The sequence below is a fragment of the Mycolicibacterium rutilum genome (assembly GCF_900108565.1).
GTDB classification, from domain to species: domain Bacteria; phylum Actinomycetota; class Actinomycetes; order Mycobacteriales; family Mycobacteriaceae; genus Mycobacterium; species Mycobacterium rutilum.
Map to the genome: position 1 here is coordinate 304,855 of NZ_LT629971.1, position 24,052 is coordinate 328,906.

19 protein-coding genes are annotated in these 24,052 nt (G+C 68.1%); 5 read left to right on the forward strand and 14 right to left on the reverse strand.

Going from position 1 to position 24,052, the window contains the following annotated elements; all coding sequences use genetic code 11:
• From BLW81_RS01425 to BLW81_RS01435, 3 genes are read left to right on the forward strand one after another with little or no spacing between them, the layout of a single operon-like run.
• A complete protein-coding gene (locus BLW81_RS01425; RefSeq protein WP_083405644.1) occupies positions 1-822 on the forward strand; it encodes an IclR family transcriptional regulator in 822 nt (273 codons plus the stop codon).
• Between the two features lies 1 nt (position 823).
• A complete protein-coding gene (locus tag BLW81_RS01430; RefSeq protein WP_083405645.1) occupies positions 824-2,158 on the forward strand; it encodes an enolase C-terminal domain-like protein in 1,335 nt (444 codons plus the stop codon).
• Complete coding sequence (locus BLW81_RS01435; RefSeq protein WP_083405646.1) at positions 2,155-3,123, forward strand: 2-hydroxyacid dehydrogenase; 969 nt, start codon at positions 2,155-2,157, stop codon at positions 3,121-3,123. Before BLW81_RS01430 ends, BLW81_RS01435 begins: the two co-directional genes overlap by 4 nt.
• Here the strand turns inward: BLW81_RS01435 and BLW81_RS29570 are convergent.
• The 3 genes from BLW81_RS29570 to BLW81_RS01450 all read right to left on the reverse strand — a co-directional run bounded on the left by BLW81_RS29570 (position 3,111) and on the right by BLW81_RS01450 (position 7,259).
• Positions 3,111-3,734: a VldE C-terminal domain-containing protein gene (locus tag BLW81_RS29570; RefSeq protein ID WP_173839563.1), complete on the reverse strand. Its 624-nt coding sequence runs from the start codon at positions 3,732-3,734 to the stop codon at positions 3,111-3,113. The two genes, BLW81_RS01435 and BLW81_RS29570, sit on opposite strands and share 13 nt — an antisense overlap.
• Positions 3,735-3,927: 193 nt before the next feature.
• Positions 3,928-6,126 carry an esterase-like activity of phytase family protein gene (locus BLW81_RS01445; protein WP_083410252.1) on the reverse strand — a complete coding sequence of 733 codons (2,199 nt, stop codon included), beginning with the start codon at positions 6,124-6,126 and terminating at the stop codon, positions 3,928-3,930.
• Positions 6,127-6,332: 206 nt separating this feature from the next.
• Positions 6,333-7,259, reverse strand: a complete 927-nt coding sequence (locus BLW81_RS01450) for an NAD-dependent epimerase/dehydratase family protein (RefSeq protein WP_157897538.1) — start codon at positions 7,257-7,259, stop codon at positions 6,333-6,335.
• Positions 7,260-7,375: 116 nt separating this feature from the next.
• On the opposite strand from BLW81_RS01450, the gene arr reads away from it, so the two are divergent.
• Complete coding sequence (arr, locus tag BLW81_RS01455) at positions 7,376-7,804, forward strand: NAD(+)--rifampin ADP-ribosyltransferase (protein WP_083405648.1); 429 nt, start codon at positions 7,376-7,378, stop codon at positions 7,802-7,804.
• On the opposite strand, the gene BLW81_RS01460 is transcribed toward arr, so the two are convergent.
• The 10 genes from BLW81_RS01460 to BLW81_RS01505 all read right to left on the reverse strand — a co-directional run bounded on the left by BLW81_RS01460 (position 7,801) and on the right by BLW81_RS01505 (position 17,027).
• The gene (locus BLW81_RS01460; protein WP_083405649.1) at positions 7,801-8,193 is read right to left on the reverse strand and encodes a hypothetical protein; all 393 of its coding nucleotides are present in this window, start codon (positions 8,191-8,193) and stop codon (positions 7,801-7,803) included. The two genes, arr and BLW81_RS01460, sit on opposite strands and share 4 nt — an antisense overlap.
• A 237-nt stretch (positions 8,194-8,430) precedes the next feature.
• On the reverse strand, positions 8,431-9,165 hold the full coding sequence (locus tag BLW81_RS01465) for a hypothetical protein (RefSeq protein WP_083405650.1): 735 nt from the start codon (positions 9,163-9,165) through the stop codon (positions 8,431-8,433).
• Positions 9,166-9,172: 7 nt separating this feature from the next.
• On the reverse strand, positions 9,173-9,529 hold the full coding sequence (locus tag BLW81_RS01470; protein WP_083405651.1) for a hypothetical protein: 357 nt from the start codon (positions 9,527-9,529) through the stop codon (positions 9,173-9,175).
• Positions 9,526-9,792 (reverse strand): WXG100 family type VII secretion target, encoded by a 267-nt coding sequence (locus BLW81_RS01475; protein WP_083405652.1) that lies wholly within the window; start codon positions 9,790-9,792, stop codon positions 9,526-9,528. Before BLW81_RS01475 ends, BLW81_RS01470 begins: the two co-directional genes overlap by 4 nt.
• 21 nt (positions 9,793-9,813) lie before the next feature.
• On the reverse strand, positions 9,814-10,026 hold the full coding sequence (locus BLW81_RS01480) for a hypothetical protein (RefSeq protein WP_083405653.1): 213 nt from the start codon (positions 10,024-10,026) through the stop codon (positions 9,814-9,816).
• Position 10,027: 1 nt separating this feature from the next.
• A complete protein-coding gene (locus tag BLW81_RS01485) occupies positions 10,028-11,044 on the reverse strand; it encodes a hypothetical protein (protein ID WP_083405654.1) in 1,017 nt (338 codons plus the stop codon).
• A gap of 3 nt (positions 11,045-11,047) precedes the next feature.
• Positions 11,048-14,497: an FtsK/SpoIIIE domain-containing protein gene (locus tag BLW81_RS01490; protein WP_083405655.1), complete on the reverse strand. Its 3,450-nt coding sequence runs from the start codon at positions 14,495-14,497 to the stop codon at positions 11,048-11,050.
• 45 nt (positions 14,498-14,542) lie between these two features.
• Entirely contained in the window at positions 14,543-15,451 is a 909-nt protein-coding gene (locus tag BLW81_RS01495; protein ID WP_083405656.1) for a serine hydrolase, read from the reverse strand.
• A complete protein-coding gene (locus BLW81_RS01500; RefSeq protein ID WP_083405657.1) occupies positions 15,441-15,902 on the reverse strand; it encodes a hypothetical protein in 462 nt (153 codons plus the stop codon). The genes BLW81_RS01495 and BLW81_RS01500 overlap by 11 nt, the downstream gene beginning before the upstream one ends.
• 324 nt (positions 15,903-16,226) lie before the next feature.
• Positions 16,227-17,027 carry a hypothetical protein gene (locus BLW81_RS01505; RefSeq protein ID WP_235632145.1) on the reverse strand — a complete coding sequence of 267 codons (801 nt, stop codon included), beginning with the start codon at positions 17,025-17,027 and terminating at the stop codon, positions 16,227-16,229.
• A 146-nt stretch (positions 17,028-17,173) separates the two neighbouring features.
• Between BLW81_RS01505 and BLW81_RS01510 the strand changes: the two genes are divergently transcribed.
• The gene (locus BLW81_RS01510; RefSeq protein ID WP_235632146.1) at positions 17,174-17,959 is read left to right on the forward strand and encodes a peptidoglycan recognition protein family protein; all 786 of its coding nucleotides are present in this window, start codon (positions 17,174-17,176) and stop codon (positions 17,957-17,959) included.
• 12 nt (positions 17,960-17,971) lie between these two features.
• Here the strand turns inward: BLW81_RS01510 and BLW81_RS01515 are convergent, their stop codons facing one another.
• Positions 17,972-23,764: a cadherin-like domain-containing protein gene (locus BLW81_RS01515; protein ID WP_157897539.1), complete on the reverse strand. Its 5,793-nt coding sequence runs from the start codon at positions 23,762-23,764 to the stop codon at positions 17,972-17,974.
• Between the last annotated feature and the right edge of the window lie 288 nt (positions 23,765-24,052).

Here is a 24,052-nt window from a genome sequence, read left to right on the forward strand (position 1 = left end):
GTGTCCGAACAACCGGATCTCGCCGTACGCAAGGTCAAGTCGGCGGTGCGGACCGTGGAACTGCTGGAGTTCCTCGCCGCCCGCCAGGACGAGCCGGTGCGGCTTCGCGAGGTCAGCGAGGCGCTCGACATGCCGCGCAGCAGCGCGCACGCCCTGTTGCGCACGCTCGTCGCGCAGGGCTGGGTGCGCTGCGATCTGTCGGGCACGTTGTACGCCATCGGGATTCGGGCGCTGCTGGTCGGCACCAGCTATCTCGACAGCGACCCGTACCTGCCGATGATCACGCCGTTCCTCGACGATCTGCGCAACGACCTCGACGAGACCTTCCACCTCGGTCGCCTCGACGGCACCGACATCGTGTACCTGGCGACGCGCGAGTCCAAGCAGTACACCCGCACCGCCAGCCGGGTCGGTCGCCGGCTGCCCGCCTACGCGACCGCGCTGGGCAAGGCGCTGCTCGCCGAGCGGTTCGGCGGCGAACGCGACGCGCACATCCCGTCGGCGCTGCGGCCGTTGACGGTCCACACCGTCGCCGACCGTCGCGCGCTGGATGCCCAGCTCGATGAGGCCCGCGTCCGCGGCTACGCGTGCGAGGACGGCGAGAACACCGTCGGGTTGCGCTGTTTCGCGGTCACGCTGCGCTACTGCACGCCGGCCCAGGACGCGATCAGCGCGTCGGTGCCGCTGGACCGGCTCACCCCGCAACGGGAACGCGAGATCGTCGACGCCCTGTGCGCGATGGGCGACAAGGTGTCGCGCGTCGTGCGCCCGCTGGCCAACGGCGACCGGTGGTTCACCTCCTCCCGAGTGTCAGGAGATTGACATGAGCACCCCGACCATCCGCGACATGACGGTCATCCCGATCGCCGGGCACGACAGCATGCTGCTCAACCTCAGCGGCGCGCACGGCCCGTACTTCACCCGAAACCTGGTCGTACTCACCGACAGTGACGGCAACACCGGCGTCGGCGAGGTGCCCGGCGGCGAGCCGATCCGCCGCACGCTGGAGGACGCCCGCGCGATCGTCACCGGCCGCAGCATCGGCGAGCACCACGCCGTGCTCAACGACATGCGCCGCGCGTTCGGTGACCGCGACGCCGGCGGGCGGGGCGCGCAGACCTTCGACCTGCGGATCGCCGTGCACGCGGTGACCGCCGTCGAGTCGGCGCTGCTGGACCTGCTCGGCCAGCACCTCGGGGTGCCGGTCGCGGCACTGCTCGGCGACGGGCAGCAGCGGTCGCGGGTGCAGGCGCTGGGCTATCTGTTCTTCGTCGGCGACCGCACCCGCACCGACCTCGCCTACCGCTCCCCCGACGACGAGGCGCCCGACGCCGACGACTGGTTGCGCGTCCGCCACTTGGAGGCACTGACCCCCGAGGCTGTCGTGCGGTTGGCCGAGGCGGCGCGGGACCGTTACGGCTTCCACGACTTCAAACTCAAGGGCGGTGTGCTGCCCGCCGCCGAGGAGGCCAAGGCCGTCATCGCGCTGGCCGACCGGTTCCCCGACGCGCGAATCACGCTGGACCCCAACGGCGGATGGCTGTTAGCGGACGCGATCACGACCTGCCGTGAGCTCCGCGACGTGCTCGCCTACGCCGAAGACCCGGTCGGACCCGAGCGCGGGTTCTCCGGCCGCGAGGTGATGGCCGAGTTCAAGCGCGCCACCGGGCTGCCGACCGCGACGAACATGATCGGCACCGACTGGCGCGAACTCGGCCACGCCATCCGCGCCAACGCCGTCGACATCCCCCTCGCCGACCCGCACTTCTGGACGATGGCCGGCTCGGTACGCGTCGCGCAGCTGTGCGACGCGTGGGGGCTGACGTGGGGATCGCACTCCAACAACCACTTCGACGTGTCGCTGGCGATGTTCACCCACGTCGCCGCCGCCGCACCTGGGAACATCACCGCGATCGATACGCACTGGATCTGGCAGGACGGACAGCGAATCACCAAGGAGCCGTACGCGATCGTCGACGGTTATCTGACCGTCCCGCCGGTGCCGGGGCTGGGTGTCGAACTCGATTCGGAGCGGGTGGCCGCCGCGCACGAGCTGTATCTGCGTGAGGGCCTCGGGTCCCGCGACGACGCGGCCGCCATGCAGTACCTGATCCCGGGGTGGACGTTCGACAGCAAGCGTCCGGCGCTGCAGCGATGAAGGTACTGATCGCCGACGCGAACCTGGTGCCGCACCGGGAGCGACTGGAGGCAGGCCTGCCGGACGGCTGCGCTGTCGCCTGGTTCCCGGCCGGGGCGCCTTCGGAGGAATTGCGTGACGCGACGGTCTACGTCGGGAGCCGGTTCACCGCGGAAATGGCCGCGACGGCCGAGAAGCTGCGGCTCATCCACGTCGCGGGGGCGGGCACCGACAAGATCGACTTCACCGCGGTGCCGCCGGAGGTGCTGGTGGCGAACACGTTTCACCACGAGCGGTCGATCGCCGAGTACATCGTGTCCGCGGCGGTGCTGCTGCGGCGCGACTTCCTGGCGCAGGACCGGGCGCTGCGCGACGGCCGGTGGGCGACCTCGGTGTACGACGTGTCGATCCCGCAGCTGCCGACACTGGGTGACGCGCGCATCGGGTTCATCGGATTCGGGCACATCGGACAGCAGACCTGGCAGCTGTTCCGCGCGTTCGGCTGCAGCGGCGTCGCGGTCACCGGCTCCGGACAGGTGCCGGAGTGTGGATTGCACTGGGCCGGCGACACCGGCGAGTTGGATCGGTTGCTGGACGAGTGCGATGTCGCGGTGGTGTCGGCGCCACTGAACTCGCAGACGGCAGGCATGATCGGTGCCGAGCAGCTGCGATCATTGGGAGCGGACGGCGTGCTGATCAACGTCGGCCGTGGACCGCTTGTCCAGGAGCAGGCGCTGTATGACGCGTTGCGGGGCAGGGTGATTCGAGCGGCGGCGATCGACGTGTGGTACCGCTATCCGTCCGGCGGCGGACAGTCCGCGCCGAGTGAGTTGCCGTTCGGGGAGTTGCCGAACCTGCTGATGACGCCGCATTCGTCAGGAATCACGCGCGACACCTTCGAGGGCCGCGCCGACGACATCGCCGCCAACATCCGCCGGTTGTCACGCGGCGAGGCGTTGGCGAACGTCGTCAATCAGCGCAGGTAGATCTGGCCCTCTTGCGGATAGCCGCCGCCGGCCGTCGCGATGTGCACGTGGTCGTAGTGATTGGCGGTGTCCGAACCGCGGTTCGCCATCGTTCTCTTCGAGCCGCCGGGCCGGTAGATGGTCTGCCGCCAGATCGCGTGATTGAGGCCGAAGCGCTCCGCGTTCGCCAGCACATAGTCCAGGACGCGGTCGCCGAGCGCCTTTCCCTCCTCGGAGCGGGCGTTCGGGATCATCACGTCGATGGCCAGTCCGTGCGGATGCCATTTCAACGCGTCTTGCCGGACGCCGCCGATGTCGAGGATCTCGGGGAACTCGGCGCTCACCGCGCGGGCGACGCGGATCGTGTCGACCTGCAGCCCGTCCTCCTCGGCCACGCCGTGCGGCAGCGGGGGCGGTGGAGGTGGCGGGGGCGGCGGCTGGGCCGCCATCAGCTGGACCGGGGGCTGCGGGGCCGGCGGCGGTGCCGGCGCGACATCGCAGCACGGGGCTGCCTCGGTGATGTGCGGGTAGCTGTCCGCACCGACAACAAACAGCGTCGCAGCCGAGACAACGCCCGCGACCAGGGTCAACCGCGGCCACCGCCGCGTCGTGGTTAAAGAATGCCTTCCCATCGCGGGCGCACCATATCGACTTCTCCCGGGTGCGGAGCAACCCGCGCACGCGCCGTCGATTGACCGGGTTCGCGCCCGTCGCTGGCGCGAAAGGCCAGGTCACGCGGGTGTTGGGGTTTTGCGCTGACGGCCTGCACCCGCGTACCAATCGTGGTGAGCGTCATGACCCGCCGTCGAGTGTGACGCCGGTCGATCAGCCCTTCAGCGCCTCGCCGGCCGGGCCGAGGTCGAGGAATTGTGTCTCGCCGTTCGCGTCGTCGAGGCCGTCGTTGTCGGTGACCACGTACAGCTTCCCGTTGCCGGCGATCGCGAAACCCTCCACCTTCTCCTGCACGTAACCGTTGGGCGCCTGCAGATCCGGTAACAGGTTGCGTGCCAAAGTCTTCGGCAGCACCTCGAGCGTGTCTCCCCCGCTGTCCGGTATCGCGACCCGGTAGATGCCCTTCACCCGGGCGTCGGGACCGTTGAGTTTGTCGCGTTCCAGCACCAGCAGCGAACCGTCGTGCACGGCGATCTCACTCAACCCGATCCAGTCGCCCTCGGCGGACGTGGTGTCCAGCTGGTAGCCGAACCACTCCCAGGTGTCGCCCTCCGGGGTGTAGCGACCGAGCCGGACCACACCCTTCGGGTCGCCCTTGGCCTCGCGCTGCACGGCCACCCAGACCCGGTCACCGTCGACGGCCACGCCCTCGAGGCCCTGCCCGCCCAAGCCCCGGGAGACGTCGTCGGGCAGCGCGACGCGTCGGTCGATACCGCCGTCGGCGTTGACGTAGACCAGCTGGTTGCCGGGGCCGTCCTCACCCTCGACCGCGAGCACGAACCCGCCATCCGGCCGGGCCGACACTCCCTCGATGTCCAGCGTGACCGGCTGTCCGTTCTCGGTGACCGGCAGCTGCGTGTCGATCAGCGCCAGCGTCTGCGACAGGTCGATGCCCAGGATTCGCGACGGCCCCACGGCGATGTCCGGCGCCGTATAGAGCCGGTTCTCGTCGGCGGGGTCGGCGCTGAGAGCACCCAGCGCGCCCCAGCCGATCGGCACGCCGTCGACATCGCCCGAGACGATCGACGGGAACCCCAGGGCTTCCTCATGGTCCTGGCCGTAGCCGTACACGGTGACAGAAGCGCGCACGCGGTTGTCCGGTTCGTCGGCCTCCGACGAGATGACGAGAAGGTTGCGCTCCGGGATGGGCAGCACACCTTCGGGGCCCGGCGTGGTCGGCATGATCTGGCGGAACACCGGCGCGGTCACGTCGCTCACGTCGTAGGCGGCGACGAAATTGCTGCGCTCCGAAGCGATCAGCGCGGTCGACACGCCGCCGATCTCGGTGATCGCAAGTCCTTCGGGCTCGGGGCCTTTGGACTCGGCGCGGCTTTCGATATGCAAACCGGTGCGCACGGCGAGTTGTTCGAAGGAGTTTCCGGCGTCCCAGACCACGTCGCCGGTGGCGGCGTCGAAGATGGTCCAGCCGCGGGTGCCGCCCTTCCAGTCGCCCTCGTTGGCGGTGGCGACATGGTCGTCGCCAATCCAGCCGATGGCGTCGGGCTCGCGCGGGGTGTCGGGGATCGAGCCGGTCTGGTCGATGGCGCCGTCCTCGGCGGTGTCGATGCCCTCGACGGCGACGCTTCCGGCGCTGAAGACCTTGTTCACCGTGCCGGTGCGGCCGTCGAGGATGGCGAACCCGTTGTTCTCCTGCAGCGTCACCGCGACCTGGCCGCGCGAGTTGATGCTGACGTACTCGGGTTCGAGGTCCTCGGGAGTGTCGAGCCCCGCGCTCCGGGCGGCGTCGACGTCGAAGTCGACCCGGCGAGGCGTCCACGCATCGGGCGCACCGCCGAGGTCGATCAGCTGCACGAATCCCGTTGGCGGTTGCGGGAGGTCACCTTCCTCCTTGCCGGGTGGAGTGGCTTCCTCGTCACGCTGGTTTTCCATCGCGATCGCGGCGAAGGCACCGTCCGGGCTGATTGCGATCGAGTCCGGTTGACCGCCGAGGTCGATGCTGCGCACCCGGGAGCGATCAGCGGTGCGGACGACGTCGAGCCGTCCCGACGGATGGGCGAAGTCGCTGCCGGTGGTGTCGACGACGACAAGGACGAACTCGCCGACAGCGGCCACCGAAGTGGGCTGGTCGTCGGCGTGGCCCAGCTCGGTCAGCGAAAGTGTGCCCAGGCCAACCGGTTTCGCCGGGTCACGGATGTCGAGGAAGCCGATGCGCTTGGCGGCGGCGTCGGTGTAGATGACGGTGTTGCCGTCGGGGGTGACCGTCGAGATCTCGGCGACGGTCTCTTGCGCCGGGTCCTGCGAGTTCAGATACACCGGGTAGGTGGCCAGGCGGTGGTAGCGCTGCGTCGTCGGTGTGTCGTCCTGCGAGGCGGTCGAGCATCCCGCCGCCATCAGTACCACGATCGCTGCCGCTGCCCGACCCAAGTTCGCTGTCACCCGTCATCCTCTTCAGTTGTCCGATGAGTCGGGTGAGTGTGACGTGGACACGTGTCGGGATGGGTAACGCCGGGTGAACTCCTTCGTCGGCGCCGAGATAGCACACACGGTCGTGATTGCGTCGCCGCAACAGCCCTGAGTGCTATTTCGACGCCACGGCGCTAAGACGCCAGCGTCCTCAGGCCGTCCCGATACGACGGGAACTTCGGCCGCCACTCGAGTTCCCGGGCGGCACGCTCGTTCGACACCCGCATCGACATGTCGAGCATCTGCGACGCGGCGAACGGCGCGCCGAGTCGCACCAGCGCCGCCGGTAACCGCAGCGGGCGCGGTGCGCCGACAGCTGCGGCCATCGCGTCGAGCATCACGTCCCAGCCGGCAGGTTCGTCGTCGACGATGTTGTACGCCCGATCCTTCGGTACATTCTCGATCGCGACGGCGGTCGCCTCCACCGCGTCGTCGATATGGATCCAGCCGATCGATCCCGTGCCCGGCGACGGCAACGGCAACATGCGGCGCTTGAGCATCGTGACGAACATGTCGGAAGCGCCCGGACCGTAGAAGATGCCGTACCGCAACGCGACCGCATCGACATCCGCGGCGAAGGCCAGGTTCTCGGCGTCGGCCATCGCGGTGATCGCCGGATCGGACCGGTCACCACGCAGTACCTCGAACGGTTGCTCCTCGGTGATCTCGCGTGCCCCGTGATCGGTCAACCCGTAACCGAGGATCAGTGACTGCGTGACGAACCGCCGCGCACCGACCGTCGCGGCCGCCTCGAGTATGTTCGCCGTTCCGGTCGTGCGCAGCGCGTTCGTGCGGCGCACGCCTTTGCCGCCGTAGCGCGTCGGCGGCGCGTTGCGGTAGCCGGTGAGCTGGTGCACGACGACGTCGGCTCGCTGCCCCTCGACTGCCCTCAAGAGTGCGTCACGATCGAGGGCATCCGCGAGAAGCGCTGTCGCACCGGAAGATTCGACGGCTTTCGCACCCGCTGCGCTGTGGACCAGACCGACGATTTCGTGGCCGCGCAATCGCTGCAGCAGTGGGCGGCCGATGACTCCGCTGGCTCCTGCAAGCAAGATCCGCACTCGACCACCTCTGTCGATCCCCCTCTCACTTTACGACAGGGGGTGGGGCTTGCGGCAAGGCCCCTGACCTGCTGCACAATCGTCCGGCCACGCCCCGCGAGCTACGGAGAACCGCTGTGCCGAACCCGCCGAAACCCTTCGAAGTCCACGAGTCCGGTGCCTATCTGCACGGCACCAAGGCCGATCTGAAAGTCGGTGACTACCTGATGCCCGGACGCCCGTCGAACTTCGAGGAGGGCCGGACCATGAACCACGTCTACTTCACCCAAACGCTCGATGCCGCCGTGTGGGGCGCCGAGCTCGCTCCCGGCGACGGGCCCGGCCGCATCTACATCGTCGAACCCGAAGGACCTGTCGAGGACGACCCCAACGTCACAGACAAGAAGCTGCCGGGCAACCCGACCCGGTCCTACCGCACCCGTCAGCCCGTGCGCATCGTCGGCGAACTCACCGACTGGGTCGGGCATCCGCCCGAGCAGCTGCAGGCCATGCTCGACGGCCTCGCCGAGCTGCAGCGGCGCGGTGAGGCCGTCATCTACGACTAGTGCCGGTCAGCTCCGGTGAACATCTGCTCGAGGGCGTCGGCGGTCTGCAGCACCAGCTCGAACGGGCCCTCGAACTCGTTGAGGTCGAGGTTGGCCAGCGGCACCGTGTGCCGCACGGCGAGCATGTCGCCGTAGGCGACGACCCCGCCGACGACGTACTCGCCGGCCTCCCGTAGCACCGCGCTGAGGTCGACGCTGTCGACGCGGGCGAAAGTCGATGCGATCTGGGCGAATTCGTCGTTGATCGCGTCCATCGTCGACCGGCCGACCAGCACCTGCTGGGAGCGTCCGCCGGACAGTTCGAAGTTCAGCCGCAGGATCGTGCCGCCGTCCTCGGCGATCTTGTACTTGCCGCGAAGGTAGTTGGCGACGTCATTCCAGGTGGCCACGACGCGTTACTTCCAGTGGCCGCCGTGCTGGCTGCACACCACGCCGGTGCTGTTGCACTTGCTGCACGTCAGCTTGCCGCCGATACCACTGGCGCGGCCGCCGTTGCAGCCGGAGCAGTCATGCAGCGGACGATGGCACTTCTTGCACTCCACGATGAAGCCTCTCGATCGGATGACAGTTCCTGAATCGTCTCCGAGGCAGCCGGTCTGGACAATCAGCCGTTCGGATGACATTCGCTAGCACTGGATCATGTGGCGCGGGTCGGTGGTGTTGTCCAGCCACTTGCCGTACGCAGTACCGCCCGCGGCGCGCACCGCCGAGCACACCTGCGACTGGGTGCGGCCCGCCGGCCGGTACACCGCGTAGATCGGATTGCCGGCGTCGTCGCGGCGCCGCAGCGACGAACACGACTCGTCGGTACGCAGATACGACGAGCCGGGGTACATGTTCAGGTAGCGCTGGATCTCGGAGTCGTACCGGCCCGGGGTGACGGCGTTGGCCAGCACCACGATTCCCGAACCGTCGCACGGCGGATGACTCATCGGGACACTGACGTTGAGGTCGTTCGACGATTGCCGCGGCCCCGATGCCGTCGACCCGTCGCCCGAACTGCCCCACTGACCGGAACCGCTTTCCGACTCCGCCGTCTCGGTGATCGGGTTGGTCACCCGTGACGATCCGGCGGAGTCATCAGAATCGCCGCCGCCCCCGCTGAACCCGATCACGACCACGATCAGGATCGCCACCAGTGCCGCGGCGCCACCGATGTAGAGCAGATTGCGCGACGGGCTTGCGGCGGGTGGTGGTGGCGGCGCGGCGGGACGGGTCACGGTGCCGCCGATTGGTCCGGGATCAAAGCCGGTCTCGACCGGGGGTGCAGCCGAGGACGGGAATCCGCTGTTCGAGGACTTGGGGAAGGCCGTCGTCTCGAAATCGCCTGGCGTCTCGCGGATCGGGCCGAAATTCGTCACAATGCGGTCAACGCCCCAGACCGGCGGCCAGTTGCTTGGTGCCGAAGTAGGTGACGCCCGCGCCGATCAGCTGTATCACGAACGTGAACATGATGCCCGCGCCCATGAAGATGCAAGCCAGTCCACCAATCAACGCAGCCACCTGCAGCATGACCGCCAGGCCGGTCTTGTTCGTCAGCGACGTGTAGCTCACGATCAGGGCGCCGGCCGTGCCGACCAACAACGCCAGCGTGATCAGCCCGACGAATCCCGCGGTCAGGTACGTCAACCCGACCAACAGCTGTAGCGCCAGACCACCGGCAGCGATCGCGATACCCCGCTGACGCAGAACCTGCTGTGTGCGTGACGAATTGAGGTCGCTCATCGGCCGAGGTACGCCTGCAACTGCTGGGCCTTGCGGGTCAGCATGCGCTGGCTCTCGTCGCTGACGGTCTCGATCTGCTTGGCCATCCGTGCGATCGCCTCGAGGTTCTTCTCGAAGTCGCGGCGCACGTTGTCGTTCCACTGGCTGCTGTTCAGCGCGCTGCGGACCCGGCGGATGGACTGGTCGATGGACTGCCCGGCATTCTTGAGTTCACGTGCCATGGCGATCAGCGCCGCCGGGTCCGTGTCGATACGCCCTGCCATTTCGTTCCCCTTATCTGTTGTCTACAAGAGCTTCTTGGCTTCGTCGAACGCGGCGTCGAGCCGCTTGAGGTCGGCGTCGAAGCGCCGGTCCTCCTGGTCGAGTTCGTCGAAGAGTTTGTCCTCGAACCGGTCGGCCGCCCGGTCCGACCACAGCGAGCGCGCGTGCAGGCGGGCTTGGCGCCGTGACCCGCGATGGCGTTCCAGCATGCTGATCTGGCTGCTGATCCAGCTCATGTCACCCTCCGATGATCCGGGCCGGCACGTGGTCGGCGTACGCCTCGCGCAGCAGGAAGATGCGGTGGTAGCCGTTGGTCACATCGAAGGTCCCGTTGGGCAGCGGTGACAGGGCCACTGCGTCGTCGCCACCGAAGAATCCGCGGTAGGTCTGCGCGTAGGACCGGGCACCCATCAGGCCCTCCTCGGCGTCGCGCCGTTCGAGGTAGTCCAGCGGGTTGTCCTTGCGCTGCATCGCGGGCAGCACCACTTCATCGAGCGCGTTCACCGCCCATCGCAACTCGCGGACCGGATGCTTGTTCGGGTTGTCGGCGAAATCGTCGATCGACGTGATGCCGCCGTCGTCGGCGATGGCCGACAACGGAACCAGGGCGAAGCCCGCGGGGAGCCACGCCGGCGTCTCGACACCAGGCCGGTCCCTCCATGACGCCGGAGCTCCAGTCGCACCATGGTCGGCCGCCGTTCCGCCGAAACCGTTGCTGCTCAGCCCTACCGGTGGACCGGAGTCGAGGATGAGCCCGCCGCCGGTGTTTCCGGTTCCCGACAGCAGTGTCGTCCCGGGCACGTACGTCGACGCCTTCTGGTAGCCCTCCGTGCGTTCGGCGGCGGCCCGCAGCAGCTTCTGCCCGTCGAGCAGGATCTCCGACATCTTGTTGGTGTAGCGCGACTGCGCGTGCCGGAACTGCGCGGCCGCTTCGGCGATCATGGCGCGACCGCGTATGGCCCGCTCCAGCTCGGCCTGGCATTGGGCGACCTGCCGCCGGTATCCGCCGCAGTCGTTTCCCGACTCACCGCGCTCCTCGGCCTCGGCGGCCGCCGCTTCACACGAACCCAGCTGCTCTACAGCGCGATTGAGGGCGCGGCGCCGCTCGGTGACCCGGTCGTCGGCCTCCTGGGACACCTTCGCGATGCTGCGCGCCACGTCCCGGGTGAGCTCGGCGTGCTCGGTCTCGTACTGCTTGAGCCGGGGTTTGAGGTAGTCGAAGACGGACTGTTCGACCTTCGCGCGATCGGCCATCGGCTAGCCCTCGGTGCGCATCGCGGTGAACCACTTCAACGGCGGCGGCGCGAACCGGCGGATCCGGTATTCGGCGGCGCGGTCGAGGTCCGCGCAGATGCCCTGACCGGACTTCAGCGACGCCGCGTTCTCGCTGTCGATCAGCTGCGAGGAGTCGTCGCGGTTGAGCACCCCGACGAGCCGCTGCCCGAACTCGTTGAGCTGCGACGAGCTGACCCGCTTGCCGATGCCGGCAGGCCGGTCGAACCAGCACAGCACGTGCACACCGACTTCCGGGCCGTCCTTGAGGATCGTGCCGAGCAGGTTGGTCAGCGCGTCGTCGTCGTAGGAGTTGGGGTCGAAGTCACGAGCCCGCCCCATCGCCGCGAGCGCCAGCACAATTGGGCGCGAGCGATATTCGCCCATCTCCTGCCGCTCGTTGACCAGCCCGGCGAGCCGCGTCAGCGTCGGCCCCGCCGCCTTGCGCCTGCCCACCCGCACGTCGTCGAGCGCCCCGAGTTCGTCGACGACGGCGGGCCAGTCGTTCTCGTCGCCGCCGAAGTCGAGCAGCTCGACCGCCGCGCCCTGCCGCTGCACGCTGGCGATCGCGATCGCCAGCGACGACCCGCCCTGCTCGTCGACGATCAGCAGATTGCTGCCCGCGTCGCGGCGCAGTGTGGTGAACAACGGGTCCGCGTCCAGCGTCAGCGGCAGGCCCACCGGAATGCCGAGGTGCCGCGCGTCGCCTTGCGGCGGGACCAGCGCGTCGAACGGAACCGTGGTGACGTCGGCGGGTTCGTGGCCCGCGAACACGGTGGTGATGTCGGGCATCCGCGCCGACCGGGCGCGCTGCGTCATCAGCCGCAGCGCCGCACTGCGCGCGTCGGGGTCCCAGAACGCCGCCTGGAACCGCTCGTTGGCGTCCTTGTGCCCGCCCTTGCGGTTGAGGATGCCTTCACCGGCGCGGCTCAACGTCTGCGCGTCGGTGTTCTCCTCGCCGAGCACAAGCCGCGAGTCCGATTCCGAGCTCTGCAATGCGATCCGGGTCGGGATGAACCCGAGGACGTGCTTGCCGAGGCTGGCCAGCCCGGCCAGCGACTGCGACGCCAGGATGACGTGGATGCCGAACGCGCGGCCCTGCCGCAGCACCAGCTCGAGGATCTCGGCCGATTCGGCGGCGATCTTGTCGTCGCGGTAGAACAGCTGCTGGAACTCGTCGATGATCAGCACGAGGCGTTTGAGCGGCTGCCGCGTGCGGGCCCGGTACTCGCGCAGGTTGGTGGCGCCGCCGCCTTCGTTGCGGAAAAGCTCACCGCGGCGGTTGATCTCGCGGGCGACGTTCTGCAGCACCGACAGCCCGAAGTCGCGTTCGGATTCGATCGCGATCACCCGGGCATGCGGCAGCCCCTCGTCGGCGTACTGCTTGAACTCGACGCCTTCTTTGAAGTCGATCAGGAACAGCTCGACCTCTGAGGGCGGGTACTCGATCGCGATGCTCATGATCACCGCGTGCAGCAGCACCGACTTACCGGAGCCGGGCCGCCCACCGATCAGCGCGCCGAAGGTGTTGACCTCCGAGTCGAGGATCAGGTCGGCGACCTGCCGTGCCCCGATGCGGCCGAAGTGCCCGGTGACGCCGCGGTCGCTGGTTGCCCGCCACCAGGTTTCGGGCTTGTCGGGCCGCGCCACCGTCGGCACGAACCGCTCACCGAACGTCGCGGCCGCGGACTGCTGCGCGGTGTGGGCGAGTTCGGCGACCCGCTCGGGGGTGACCCGCACATCGTCGGCCGTGTGCAGGTTGCGCTTGACCGAGTCGAGCAGGCTCGACGCCACGGGCGCCGACGGCAACGCGCCCGGCTCGAACCGCCACGTCACCGTGCCCGCGCTGACCTGCGCGCCGCCGGAATGCGTGTGCGCGCCGCCGGTGCTCTCCACCACCCGCACCCCACCGGGCTGACCCGCCAGCCGCTGCAGCGTGTGGTGGGTGAGCCCGCCGCCGCTGATGAACCACGGCAGCTCCCGGATGACCTTGGTGACGTGCTCGAGCGGATGATCAGTACCGACGCTGAAGTTGTTGTTGCGCTTCTCGATCGCGTCGGTCAGCACCGCCTTGTCGCGGATGACCAGCACCGTGAACACGCCGGCGCGCGGCCCGTTGCGGATGATCTTCTGCAGCCGTTCGAGTTGGTCGCGGTCGTAGTGCCCGCCGCGGGCGAAGCCGGACGGGAAGTCGTAGAGCAGCAGCATGCGGTAAGGCTCGGCGACTTCGCCTGCAGCGCGGTTGTATTCGGTCAGCGAGCTGTGCTCGCCCTGCAGGAACCGCTGCGTGACGAACGTGATGTGCTCTTCGGTGCTCTGCAGCAGGTCGTTGAGCTCGCGGTCGCTGGTCTTGACGCGGTCGCCGATGATGCGTTCGGCCGAATCCCCCAGCCCGTAGAGAAATTTGGCCGAGTTGCCGCCGTGCTCGGGGTCGAAGACCGGCAGCTGCAGCTGGTTGGCGGGCAGCGCCGAGAGCAGGTTGAGGATGGGGGTCTCGAGGCATTCGGCTTCAGTGACGACGAACGATCCGATCGCGTCGAGGTCGACCACCACCGGGATCGCGAGCTCGGGAATCGTCATGAAGTGGTCGTCGTTGCCGTGCCCGCCCTGCGCGGTGGAGTTGAACCACACGGTGCGCGGCGTCATCTGGCCGAGGAAGACCTTCAGCGGGCCGGGACCCGACACGAGTTCGCGGTCGACCGGTTGCGGGTACGGGCCGATGGGTGGCGGCGGCAGCGGAAGCATCGGCGAACGGCTCAGTGCCGAGGTGTAGATGGCCTCAGCCCGGGCGCTGCCCGCCGACACCATGTATCGCCATTCCAGCAGCGCGAACTCCTTGAGCGTCGGCTCGTAGGTCGACAGAAGTTGCTGGGTCTCGGTGGTGAATTCCTTCTGTTGTTGGTCGCGTCCGGTGCGGGTGAACGGCACCCGGCGGGCGTTGAGGCGCCCGATCAGGTCCTGCGCCGACGCGATCCACTGGTTGGGCTGGGTGGCTGTTCCCGTGCCGCTCGCATACGGCGCCGGCCCGAAGTGCTCGCGGAAGGTGCGGATGACGCTTTCGTGGGTGGCCGCCATCTGGTCGAGCACCGGGCGGGTGTCGCGGTGTGAGCCGATGAACGCCTCGACGATCTCCGTCGCGGCCCGCTCGACGATGTCGGCGGCGTACTGGTAGTCGTGCACCAGCGCGGCGTACTGCCCGTCGGCCTCGACCAAAGCCGGTGTCGTGCTAGCGGGTTCGGCGAAGTCCGGGTAGTCCTCGACGGGTTGAGCGATCCGCTCGGTCGCGGGCTCCGGCGGCGGCCCGGCAGGCGGCGGGGGCGGCGGGCCGGGACGGGACCACGTGGTCTGGGGCCCGGCTGCGGGGCGCGGCGCTCCGCCGGTGTTGATCGGACCACCGAACGGATTGGCTCTGCGGTTTCCACGGTCAGGATGCACGAGCAACTCCCAGTGCTACGTCGATTGTCTGCGTGTGTGTTTCGGTCACGTCGCGCAACTCCCGCTCGGGACGTCGGCGGCGTGTGAGGCGAGCCAGGAGGCGATCTCGGTCATCGCGGCCGTGCCGTCGCCGAAGGAACCCGATCCGGGTTGCACTGCGATCGCGACGGCGGCGGTGCCGGTGGGTGTCGGCATCAGGCCGAACTGGCGCACCAGGTAGCCGCCGGCCTCCGTCGGTCCCCAGCCGCCCTTGAACCGGCTGCCGTCGATCACGCCGAGTCCCCACCGCTGGTCGCCGCTGATCTGGCCCATGAGGCCGACGACCGGCGCGTTGCGCGGATCGCACAGCGCGGCGGCGGCGAAGTGCGCCTGATCGGTCAACGCCCACTGCGTCTGACCGAACGCGGTGAAGCCGGGACGCACCCTCTGCGACTGCACGACCGTCGGGTCGCCGTATTCGCGCAGCACCGCGTCGACCGCGTCCGCCGCTGTCCGCGGGTCACCCAGACCGGACCACATCGCTTCTGCCGCTGCGTTGTCGGAGTGGGTGATGGCCGCGGTCATCGCCTGCGACGGTTCGGTGAGGCCGTCGTAGCGGAAGGCGGCGATCGCCACCGGCACCTTGCTCGTCGACCACGCGGCGCCCGTCGTCCACGGCCCGAACGAGACGCCCGGGCTGTTCCCGCCTGCCGGTGCGACGGTGATCCCGATCTCGCCGCCGAGCCGCTCCTGCAGGGCGGCGAAGTCGGCCGTCAGGGCATCGGTGGCGGGGGCCGGCAGCGGTGCCGGTGGTGGCGGCGGTGGTGTGGTGTTAGCCGCTGCGGGCGGAAGTGCCTGCGGTTGTTCGGTTTTGCCGAAGATGATCACCGCGCCGAAGGCGACCGCGACGACGAGGACGGCGAGCACCGCGGTCCACCACGTCGGTCGTGGTCGACCGTGCCAGTCAGTAGACATAGACGACCGCGTCGTTACCTCCGCGGCACGTAACCAGATCGCTTCCGGTGCAGCGCATCGCGTAGGTCTTCTGCGTCACCGGGCTGTAGGCGGTGACCGTGCGCGGGAAGGAGTCGGCGCTGGAGCGCACCGCGTCGCGGACGGCGTCGGCGAACGGGCAGGAAGTGACGTCGTTGCCCCTCGCCGCGACGGAGAAGCGGCCCGAGCCCGACTCGCTGCAGACCACCGCGCCCGGCGGGAGGACCACGCGGACCGGTGCGGGAGCCTCGTACTCCGGGCTCGACCAGTCGCCGGACCCGCCGGCAGAGCTGCCCTCGCCGTAGGTGCCGCCCGCGGGGGTGGTCACGGCCGCCGGCTTGTTGCCGGTCACCATCACCACACCGATGATCGCGACGATCACGACGGCAGCGATGCCGCCGATCAACAGGAGGTGGTTGCGGCTCAGCGTCACACCGCCACTCGGCGGCCGACTCGGCGTCGCAGGGGCAGTGGGGACCGGCCCGCCGCCAACGGGACCGGGATCGAACGGGGCCGGCGTAGGACCGCCGAAGGATACCGAATTGCCGGGGAAGGTGGGCGCGCTGTTACCTCGTGCGTTCGCCCACGGATTCGAGGCGCCGCCCCCGAACTGGGTCGAGTCAGGATCCACTCGTATCTCCCCAGAGATCAAGCAAGTACCACCCGAGACTTGGCACCCCGAGATCGCGCGTTCAGCGCTGGACTAGGTTCTCACCTTGTTTGCTGTCTGTCTGTCGGCCGAACGGCTGACATCGGGTCAGCGGAAGCGGGCGTTGAGTGCGCCGATCTTGGATCGGAGGAGTTCGGCGCGCTGCTGGGCGGTCTGCATCGCCCCGTCGTCGGCGGGCACGATCGCGGTGCCGTGGGCGTGTGCGGTGGCCTGTAGGCATTGCGCCACCGCTGGATCGGCGAGCACCAGGGCGGCCAGGATGCCGGGTGCGAGCTGGCGACGACGGTTGAGGCCGCCGCGGTACTCGATCTCGGCGGGGATGAGGATCTCGGCGCCGCGGTCGAACTGCTCCTTGGCGGCGGCCAGCAGCAGCGTGAACACCGCCTTCGACAGCGCGTCGAGTACCCGTTTGCGGCCGGGGAAGCGCGGCAGCGGCAGCGCGTCGAGCGCCTGGACCACCCCGTCGGCGAGCAGATAGTCGACGATGTTGCGGGTGCGGATCTCGGTGACCGACGACCACTCGATGTGGTCGCCGTCGACGGACAGTCCGCGATCGCTGATGGCAAGCCCGCCATAGCGATCCAGCTTGCGGACCAGACCGTGCATCTGGGACGGCACCCGCGGGTGCTCGGCGAGCAGGCCGCCGATGCCGATCGACCACTCCCCCTGGACGGGTCCGGGATAGGGCCGACGCGAGGCGATGAACGCCTGCAGGCGGCCGGCCTCAGCGTGGACGTCGGCGCTCGACGCGGTCTCGTCCGTGTCGTGGGGGTCCGCGGTGTCGGCCCGGTGCGCGTCGATTTCCTGCGCGACGCGCGAGGCCGCCTGCTGTCCGGCGTCTTTCGCGCGTTTCGCCAGACCCCGGCCAAGACCGGTGAAGTCGGGCATTCGTCCATCACCTGCTCTACGCGTACGTCGCGGCAATGTGTCCGCGAGGTTTCAGCGTCCGTCGCGTTCCGGGGTGCGGACAAGAGGCGGCGACGAGATTCATCCGTTCGGCCGACAGTTTGCCGGGCGGCCGTATTGTGGCCGTCATGGAACGACCTCTGCCGCGGGTGAGCCGACGCGAGCTGCTGCGGCTTGCGGGTACCGCCGGCCTGGGCGTCGCCGCCACGGTGACCGGATGCACATATCCGACGAATCCGCCGAGCGCGGCCGCACCGGAGGCACCGGCACCGACGTCGACGGCCGCCCCACCCGCGCCGGTCGCGCCGCCCCCGGCGGTCCAGTCAGCACCGCTGCTGTGCCGCGACTCCTGGGGCGCCACGCCACCCATGCCGGGCGGTACGCCGCACACCTTGAGCCGGATGACCGTGCACCACACGGCGGTCAATCTCGGCGCGAACAGCAACGCGCCGTCGCGGCTGCGCCAACATCAGCGGTACCACCAGGATTCGCACGGCTGGATCGACATCGCTTATCACATCGGTGTCGACCGCAACGGCAACATCTTCGAGCTACGCAGGCCAGAACTCGTGGGCGATACCGCGACGAGTTATGACCCCACCGGTCATTTTCTCGTCGTCTGCGAGGGCAACTTCGATGAGGAACCGGTCAGCGAGGAACAACTGCACGGCGCGGCCTTCGCGTTCGCTTGGGCCGCACAGCGATTCGATATTCCGACAGCCACGCTAGGCGGACACCGCGATGCCAGTCCCGACACCGCGTGTCCCGGCGCGAACCTTTATGCACACGTCACCTCGGGCGACCTGAAGCGTCGCATCGACGACCTGATGGCCGCGGGCACAGTCGACCTGCACACGGTGTGCGGCCCCGAGGCGTCTGCCGTCGTGGCCGACATCGAGGCCGGGCTGCGTTAACCTCCTCGGTCATCAGGGACCGGTCGCCAGGTCGACCACCATGATCAGCGAGTCGAAGGTGTTGGCGGAGACGTCCGCCTTGTTGGTCGTGATCAGCGCGCGGGTGCCGTGCGCATCGATCTCGGAGTGCGACATCTGTCCCGGCATGTCCGCCGTCTCACCGACCTGCCGTCCGGCGGCGACGTCGATCACCGTCACCCGAACGTTCTGAATTCCCGCGACCGGCGGATAGTCGAAGGTGGTGAGCAGCGCTCGCCGACCATCGGGAGTCAACTGCAGGACGTCCTGCACTCCACCCCGGTACGGCATCCCGGTGTCGGTGATCGTTTCCCCCACCCGCTTGCCGGTCGCCAGGTCGATCACGACAACCCTTGTCTGGGCGTTGAACTGATTCGTGGTCGGATTGAACGTCGAGCCGATTGTGGTCAGCACCGCCCGGGTTCCTCCCATCGCCAGCTGGGGCGGGGTCGTCGACGCCCCGGCGACGTTGATCGAGTTTCCGAGCAGCGCGCCGGTGGTCGTATCGATCACCGAGAGTCTCGTCTCGAGTTCACTGCCGTTGAATACCACGCGTGTGAGCGTCGCACGCGCGCCAACAGGACTCACCTGGACGCCGCTCGAATTGCTCATGCCGTCTTGGAAGGTGATCACCGATCCGACCCGGGTGCCTGTGGTGGTGTCGAACACGACGGCGCGCACGGCGCCCACCAAATCCCGGGTCACGATGACTGCCCGGTCTCCGCTGGTGCTGATGCTCTGGTCGTACGGCGGCCCCATCCGTCCGGGCAGCGTGATCGTCTGGCCGATTTGCCGTCCGGTCGCGGTGTTGATCGCATACATCGTCACCGCCGGCGACCCCGTCGTGTCGTCCTGACTCAGGACGGTCACCCGGCTGCCGCTGGCATTGAGCAGTGGGAGCAGCGACGCCAAGTCGGGTGCCGTGAAGGTGTCACCGATCTGCGAACCTGTCGAGGTGTCAACGACTCTCACCCACTGCGATCCCGGCGTGGTGTCGGTCTCGTGGATCTGCCCCAAGGTAACGACGCGGCTGCCGTCGGCCGAGATCAATGTCTGGTTCACCCGTCCCGCTTGCAGGGACGTACTGACCAGCGCACCGGTGCGGGTATCGATGACTGTGACGTGCGAGGTGCTCACACCGTCGTCATAGACCTCCGTGGTGATCACCACGCGCCCATCGGCGGTGAACTTCGGCTGCGCATCGCCGGACGATGACAGGGTTTCGGGCAGGGCGATCGGACCGCCGACCGCGACCCCGGTCACGGTGTCGATGACCTGAACGAGATCACTGCCGGAGCCGACGTAACCGCCGACCGCGACCAGTCGGGTCCCGTCCGAGTTGTAATAGCCCAACGCCCGACCCGGCACGTCCACGTTCGTCCCGACCCGACGGCCCGTCGCGGTGTCGATGAACGCGAACCGGGTGACGGGTTCGGGTGTCGCGGTTTCGGTGGCGATCACCAGACGCGTGCCCTGCAGCGCGAACCCCGGAGAGTTCACGAAGCCGTCGATCTCGACGTCGGTGTCGAGGAGCCGCCCCGTGGTGAGGTCGAATGCGTGCACACGGGTCACGCCGAGGACGTTGACCGGCAGGAACATTCGCGTACCGGTGTTGTCGAACAGCGGCGTGTCGCCGTAGAACCCCGGGAAGCTCACCGTGGTCCCAATCTGCTCGAACGTCGCGGTGTCGTAGACCATCACGTCCGACCACGCGGACGAATTCGGTGACGCTGGATTGTGGGTGAACGGCACGACGACAGCCCGGGTCCCGGTCGGGTTGAACGCGACATGCGCCGCCCCAGCGAACCGCAGCGTCGCACCGATCTTCTTTCCGGTGGCGGCGTTGAGGAACGTCACGGCGGTGCCGTCGGAGCCCCAGAGGGCTGCCGGAACGATCGCCCGTGAACCGTCGGGACTGAGAACCGCGCCGTTGGTGTACATCCCGGGCAGCGAGACACCGAACGCCGACGACTCGAGTTCGGGTGAGTCGTAGCCGTAGCTGTTCACCGGTGTGATGGTCCAGGAGTAGTTGTCCTCGGTGCCGGAGATCGTCAGCTTGAAAGCAGTCCAGACGGTCCCGTCGCTGGCGCCGTCGACCCGGAAGACGGCCGGGTTCGTGGTTTGACCGTGGTAGACCTTCACGTACGCGCCGGACTGTGCGAGCGCGGTCGAGTCGGTGGCGAGCCGGTTCGAGTAGTCGTGCACCACGAAGGTGTACTCGCCCGGCTTGAGGTCGCGAAGCGTGATGCGTTCGGGGCCGGCACCGTCGGTGTCGTCGTAGTCGAGATCCGCCACCAACAGGCCGTTGTCGCCGGTCGCGGTGCCGTCGCTGAAATAGGCCGGGTTGGCGAAGTAGACGTGGAATCGGTCCTCGGCTCCGTCGGCGGGCGGGCCCGTCAGGTGCGCGTCCAGGTCGACCGGGGTATCACCCCAGCGCAGAATGATTTTGAACTCGTCAGGGTTTTCGATGCCGACCTTGGTGAACCCGCCGGCGACCGCCGCCTGCTGTCCTGGCGTGAAGTTGAGCGCCTTGGCTGCGCTGATGAGCGCGGCCCGCGCGTCGAGGAAGTCGGCGTCGCTCGGCATCCGGTGCATCGCGTTGTAGAACAGCCGAGCCCAGGTTTCATTCGACACCCCGGCGGCATCCGGGTCGGTCATCATCTTGTATGCCGCGTAATCGATGATCCCGGCGTTGGTGTGAGCGGACACCGGGGCACCGGGGTGACCAGGTACGGATTCGATCAGTCCGCGCATGTCGTCGGGATAGAACCGGAGGACGGTGACGCCATCTCGCGGGTCGACGTCGGTCACATAGTCCGAGGGGTTGGCCATACTCCGGATGGCCTCGAGCGAATTCTCACCGACGAGCCAGCGTCCCGGATCATTCCCGGTTTTCCCCTCGATCAGGTTGCCCATGATGTCAGCGAACGCCTCGTTGAGCGCGCCCGACTGGGCGTCGCCCCCAAGGGAATGCGAGCGACCATCTCCGATCACGTAGTTGATCACCGCATGGGTGAATTCGTGACCGACGACGTCGAGGGCTCGTTCGAGGTCGCCCCCGAACGCCAACTGCTGATTGCGTAGGTCGTTGCTGCGTTGCCAGAACGCATTCGCGTAACCGTTCGGCAGCACCGTCGCGGTGATGCGGGCGTCGTTTCCGTCGTAGGAGGTTCGGCCCAGGATGTTCTGGTAGTACGCGTAGACCTTGGTGAGGTTGTCGTACGCCGCCGCCGTCGAGGAGTCCCAGTTCGACGAACCGGGACTGGCCGGCGTTCCCGGGATGTTCTCCTTCTTAGCGGCTGTATAGATACTGATTCGCGGGGTGGAGGTCGTGATTGCCGAATCCGATGCCGATGTTTCCACGAAGACCTGCCCGGCGTCGGTGCCGTTCGCGTACAGGAAGTAGGTGCCGTTGACGGTCCCGATCCCGGGCTGCGCGATCTCTGGGTCGGTGGCGATGTCCACGCGCCACGCCAGTCGCGGGGGCGTCTTCCGGTCGAGATCGTAGACCACCAAATCGGCTTGGGCTCCGAGTGATTCGAACACAGCGTCGAGCTCGGCCGGGTCGAGCGCTTCGGACAGCTTGCTCCGCAGTGCGCTGAGCGCGACGGCCACTGCGGCCGCGTCGTCGGTCAACGCGGAGACCGGCACGGTGTCCACCGGGGCGAGTTTCGAGTTGTAGGTGCTGAGCAAGCTCGTGACCTTGCCGTCGCCGTCGGTGACCAGAACGACCTCGCTGCCGAGCACCGGAACACCGTTGAGCGTCGGGCGCAGCCGGTAGAACGCCTGGGTGACCTCGGCGTCGTCCGCGGCGATCTGCACCAGCTCTGAACTGGTGATCGCTTCAGCTGTGGCGAAACCGCCCTTGGCGCCGAGGATTACGGCGACCTGGTTGAGCACATCAGCCGCGTCCGCACTGTCGAGCACGATGTCGTCGGTGAAGCGACCGTCGATGACGCGTACGGTGCCGTTGGGATTTTCGAGGAACGTGACGTCGCCGCGTTCGAACAGCGCGTCCAACTCCGAGATGGTCAGCCGGCCGTCGTCGCCGGGATGGCTCGGCGAGATCAGGATCTTGATGTCGATGGTGGCGCTGTCCTGGCCGTCGCTGATGGTCACGGTGAGCGTGACGGGGTCGTCGCTGTCGGTGAGTGACGCTTGATATCTCGCGTCGGCCGTGGGCGCGAAGCGCAGCGCCCCGGTCAACGGGTCGAGCTTCACACTCGCGACATCCTGTCCCGGTGCGCTTGTCAGGGTATACGTCAGAGTGTCCCCGTCGGGGTCGGTGGCGACGACGGTGGCCGTCACCACCCCGGTCACCGAATCTGTCTGCATGTCCGTGACTTTGGCGTCAGTGGGCGCCTCATTGGTGTCGACGGGCGGAGTGATCGTCACCGTCACCGTGGCGACATTGCTGACGGCTCCGCCGTTGTCACTGACGCGGTAGGTGAAGCTGTCGGAGGTGGCGTCGTCTCCGCTCGACACGTACGTGATGACCCCGGTAATCGCGTTCACCGAGACCGATCCGTGCGCGGGCTGGTCGACGACGACCACGGTGCTCGGGTCGATCGATCCGTCCACATCGCTGTCGTTGGCGGTGACCGCGATCCCGATCGAGCTGCCGCTCGCGACGGCGGCGGCGTCGTTGTGGGCGACGGGCGCGTCGTTGGTCGCCGTCACCGACACGACGACAGTGGCGGTGTCGGCGTGGCGTGCCCCGCCGAAAAGACTGGCCAGGCCGTGCAGATGGAAGGGGCGGCTCTGTGCGTCGCTGACCGTGTAACTGAATGTGTCGACGCCGCTGAAGTTCGCCTTGGGCGTGTAGGTGATGGTGCCGTCGGCGTTGACGACGACCGTGCCGTTCGTGGGCTGTGTGACCTGGGTGATCGTCAACCGGTCGTCGTCGATGTCGTTGGCGAGGACATTGACCCTCGTCGCCGTTCCTTCGGACGTGGTGACCAGATCGGCGACGGCGTCCGGATTCTTGTTGAAGAACGTCCGCTCGATCTCACGGCGCACGAAGGCCAACACCGCCCACAACGAGGGCGGTTCTGTCGGAATGTTCGAGCCCCAGCCCAGAATCGGTGTCAGGACCGCATTGACGAGATCGGTAGCGAACCGCACCAAGGTGCCGGGCAGATCGACGGCGACCGCTCGCGGTGCCGTCGTCTCCACCGCCGTTGTCCGCGCCGACTCGCCGCCACCCGTCACGAACAGCTGGATCGCGTCGGTTCTGTTCTCGGCCGTGGCGTCGGGTTCAGGCGTCGCACTCGAGCCGGCCGGCTCGGTCGGTTCAACGGGCACCGACAACGTCCCCGCGTTCGTGTCGTTGTCCGGCGAGGTGGTCGTCGGCGGCGCGGCGCTGGGCTGTGGTGGCGGTGAATCGTTGGACGGCTTCGAAATTTCTGGCGCCGGCGGAGCGCTCGGGGCCGGTTCTTCCTCCGTTTCCGGTTCATCGGTGTCGGTGAGCTGGCCAGCATCGTTGGTCGACGTGTCCTGGCCACCCGAACTGCTGACGGTGGTGATCGGACCCGTGCTCTCGGAGATGGTCCCGCCGGGGCTATCGGCCCCGTCGCCTTCGGGCTGCGGACTCAGCACGCCGGCTTCACCGCCGTCCGGTGCCGACGGTGCCGGCTCTGATTCCGCGGATGTGTTCTCGCCGGCCCCTGCCCCGTCTTCTGCCGCCGCCACGCCCGCACCGAAGTTGGTCGCGACCGCGACACCCACGCCGAGCGCCACGGCCAAGGCACCGACTCGGCCGATGTAGCGGGCATAGATCGAGTCCATCGCTGGGACCGCAATCAGTTCCGAGACCTGCCGACCACCCGAGGCGGCGCGGTGACGACCGCCCTTGCCGGTTCGGCGGTTCGAAGTTGCGGCCATGAATGTTCCCCCCGAGCTGGCGTCGATGACGTGACACGACAAGCCCGCGGACGAGCCGCGGACAGTCAGCAAAATTTACGTCAATGCCGGTAACGAAAGGAATCAGGGATTTCCCTACGTTTTCAACTAAATGGCTGTCGCCGGCACACAGAGCGACAGCGGTCGAGTGAGTTTTCTGGGCGCCGCCGAGAC

Bases quoted from the DNA above. Each gene is read 5' to 3' on its own strand.
- BLW81_RS01430 (WP_083405645.1), top strand. From the start codon at position 824: ATGAGCACCCCGACCATCCGCGACATGACGGTCATCCCGATCGCCGGG.
- BLW81_RS01435 (WP_083405646.1), top strand. From the start codon at position 2,155: ATGAAGGTACTGATCGCCGACGCGAACCTGGTGCCGCACCGGGAGCGA.
- BLW81_RS29570 (WP_173839563.1), bottom strand. From the start codon at position 3,734: ATGGGAAGGCATTCTTTAACCACGACGCGGCGGTGGCCGCGGTTGACC.
- BLW81_RS01445 (WP_083410252.1), bottom strand. From the start codon at position 6,126: ATGGCGGCGGGATGCTCGACCGCCTCGCAGGACGACACACCGACGACG.
- BLW81_RS01470 (WP_083405651.1), bottom strand. From the start codon at position 9,529: ATGAGCGACCTCAATTCGTCACGCACACAGCAGGTTCTGCGTCAGCGG.
- BLW81_RS01475 (WP_083405652.1), bottom strand. From the start codon at position 9,792: ATGGCAGGGCGTATCGACACGGACCCGGCGGCGCTGATCGCCATGGCA.
- BLW81_RS01480 (WP_083405653.1), bottom strand. From the start codon at position 10,026: ATGAGCTGGATCAGCAGCCAGATCAGCATGCTGGAACGCCATCGCGGG.
- BLW81_RS01485 (WP_083405654.1), bottom strand. From the start codon at position 11,044: ATGGCCGATCGCGCGAAGGTCGAACAGTCCGTCTTCGACTACCTCAAA.
- BLW81_RS01495 (WP_083405656.1), bottom strand. From the start codon at position 15,451: ATGTCTACTGACTGGCACGGTCGACCACGACCGACGTGGTGGACCGCG.
- BLW81_RS01505 (WP_235632145.1), bottom strand. From the start codon at position 17,027: ATGCCCGACTTCACCGGTCTTGGCCGGGGTCTGGCGAAACGCGCGAAA.
- BLW81_RS01510 (WP_235632146.1), top strand. From the start codon at position 17,174: ATGGAACGACCTCTGCCGCGGGTGAGCCGACGCGAGCTGCTGCGGCTT.
- BLW81_RS01515 (WP_157897539.1), bottom strand. From the start codon at position 23,764: ATGGACTCGATCTATGCCCGCTACATCGGCCGAGTCGGTGCCTTGGCC.